Origin of the sequence: Synechococcus sp. H55.9 (genome assembly GCF_047462355.1) — a bacterium.
Classification (GTDB): Bacteria; Cyanobacteriota; Cyanobacteriia; order Thermostichales; family Thermostichaceae; genus Thermostichus.
Window position 1 is genome coordinate 1 of sequence record NZ_JANSJB010000102.1, and the last position, 2,548, is coordinate 2,548.

General features: G+C 65.0%; 3 protein-coding genes. 1 reads left to right on the forward strand and 2 read right to left on the reverse strand.

All coding sequences use genetic code 11. From position 1 onward, the window contains the following. Positions 1-142 precede the first annotated feature (142 nt). Together cbiB and NW857_RS11275 are read right to left on the reverse strand one after the other, a co-directional pair. Positions 143-1,171, reverse strand: coding sequence for an adenosylcobinamide-phosphate synthase CbiB (cbiB, locus tag NW857_RS11270; RefSeq protein ID WP_414335268.1), 1,029 nt, complete (start codon positions 1,169-1,171; stop codon positions 143-145). Then, positions 1,171-1,635, reverse strand: coding sequence for an Rrf2 family transcriptional regulator (locus NW857_RS11275; protein ID WP_414335270.1), 465 nt, complete (start codon positions 1,633-1,635; stop codon positions 1,171-1,173). Before NW857_RS11275 ends, cbiB begins: the two co-directional genes overlap by 1 nt. 99 nt (positions 1,636-1,734) lie before the next feature. Here NW857_RS11275 and rsmI point away from each other — a divergent pair. Next, the coding region (gene rsmI / locus NW857_RS11280) for a 16S rRNA (cytidine(1402)-2'-O)-methyltransferase (RefSeq protein WP_414368980.1) at positions 1,735-2,548 on the forward strand (814 nt) is incomplete at its 3' end.

Consider the following 2,548-nt stretch of genomic DNA (forward strand, 5'->3'; position numbering starts at 1 on the left):
TCAAAAGTCTTGGATCCCGGAGCCCTTTCCCATGCGCCTGCGACGCCCTAGGCCCTTCAGCTCGAGTACGTCCGCAACTTGCCTGACGATATCCAAACCATCGTCAGCGAGCAAAACACCATCCTCAATCTCGGCGACTTTCTCAATACCACCAAATAATCGATACCGAAGTGGCCCCCAGCCCCTCTCCCAAGCTGAGAACTAGAGCTACGCCCACCATCCAACTTCCCCACACCCCCAGAACCTGCCGCAGCAGCCCCAGACTTTCCCGCACCACCTGGGGGCTCAAGGGACGGGCTGGGATCCCCACCTTGGGCTTCTCCTTCGGGATCCCGCGATAGCAATTGGTGCCTCCCAACTGGATCTGCAGCCGCCAGGCAAAGGCCGCCTCGCTCCACCCCGAATTGGGGCTGGGATCCGCCCGCCCGTCGCGGCGACACCGCTGCCAAAACCCCCAGGGATCCCCGCTGAACAGGGCCAGCGTCAACACCGTCAGCCGGCAGGGCAGCCAGGTCAACACATCCTCACAGCGGGCCGGCACCGTGCCCAGGTAGGTAAAGGGGGCATGGCGATAGCCCACCATCGAATCAAGCGTGCTGCTGGCCTTGTAGGCCAAAGCCAGGGGCGCCCCTCCCAAAAAGGCATAGAACAAAGGGGCCGTCGCCCCGTCCGGGGTATTTTCCGCCACCGTCTCGATCACCGCCCGCAAAATCTCCGCCTCCGTCAGGTGCTCTGTATCCCGGCCCACGTAGCGGCTCAGCCGTTGGCGGGCCTGCAGCAGATCCCCCTTTTCCAAGGGATCCAACACCTCCAAGGCGGCAAAGCGCAGGCTGCGCCCCCCCAGGCAACTGGCCATCAGGATGGCGTGCATCAGGATCCCTGCCCAGGGGTGGAGAGCCTGGGCAACGGCGATCAGCCCCCAGCCTGCCGCGTAGGATCCCGCCAGCAGCGCCAGCGTCAGCACCGCCCCGCCCCACCGTTGTGCCTGTGGGGTCGAACAGTGCTTGAGGATACAGCCTTGCCCCCAGGCGATGACTGCCCCCATCACCCGCACCGGATGGGGCCACCCCCAGGGATCCGCCAACCAGTAATCCAGACCCAGCGCTGCCGCCAGCACCAGCGCAGCAGCCGGCTGAGTCGGGAAAAAGGGCAAGCGCTCCATCCTGCCCATCAGACCACAAATCCACTCTCCTGATCCTGAGCCGCCTGCCAACTGCGGGCATCAAAATACAGATCCTCCAGAGTGGTTTCCTCCAGCACCTGCTGCGCCCGTCGGGCGATCCGCTCCCAGAGAGCCGCTGTCACCCAGTCCAGCCGCTCCGTCGAGCCTGCCTGAGGCACGGCTGAAGCTTTGGAACTCTCCACAAGCGGATCCAGAGATTCTCCCACCGCTGCCAAAATGGCGCTGATCGGGATCCGCCGCGGTGCCCGTGCCAGCCGGTAGCCCCCCTGCGCCCCCCGCTGCGAACAGACCAAACCGGCCTGGCGCAGCTCGATCAACAGCTTTTCCAGATAGGGGGCCGGGATCTGCTGTCGCTCAGCAATGGCCCGCACCGAGGCCATCTGCCCCGCGCCGAGCATCGCCAGATCCAGCAAAGCCCGGATGCTGTAAGTAGCTCGCGTGGTCAGCCGCACCTGCTCTCTCCCGCCAGTCTCTCCCGATCCTGCCACAGGGATCCCGGCTAGAGGGGTTAACCTAGAAAGCAGTACCCGCTCAGCTCTGGCCTCGTCGGGATGGAGCGCCCCACCGTCGGCCTCTACTTGGTGGCCACCCCTATCGGCAACCGCGAAGACATTACCCTGCGGGCGCTGCGGGTTTTGCGGGAGGTGGACTGGGTGGCAGCAGAAGACACCCGCCACTCCGGCCAGCTTCTTAAACACTTTCAGATCTCCGCCCGCCTCATCAGCTATCACGAGCACAACACGGCACAGCGGATCCCGCAAATCCTGAAGTATCTGGCGGCAGGGCAGTCGGTGGCTCTAATCAGCGATGCCGGCACACCCGCCATCTCCGATCCGGGTGAAGAACTGGTGCGCGCCTGCATCCAAGCCGGGATCCCCGTGATCCCGGTGCCTGGCCCGGTAGCGGCAGTGGCCGCCTTGGCTGCTTCTGGGCTGGCCACAGGGCGGTTTGTCTTCGAGGGTTTTTTGCCGCTCAAGGCCAGCCAGCGGCAGGCCCGTCTGCAACAACTGGCCCAAGAAGAGCGCACCATCGTCCTCTACGAAGCCCCCCACCGCCTGCAGCAAACTCTGCAAGATCTCCTGGCTCACTGCGGCCCGGAGCGGCAGATCGTGCTGGCCCGTGAGCTGACTAAGCTGCACGAGTCCTTCTGGCGGGGATCCCTGGCCGCCGCTCTCGAGCATTGCACCGCCCAGCCACCGCGGGGAGAGTTCACCCTTGTTCTAGAGGGGCGGTCTGCCTCCCAAAAAGACGAAGAAACCTCCCCTTCCGAAGCGGAAGTTCGCCAGGAGCTGGCCCGCCTGCTGGCCGAGGGCCTTCCCCGCTCCGCCGCCAGCCGGCAACTGGCCCAGCGCTTCCAGGGATCCC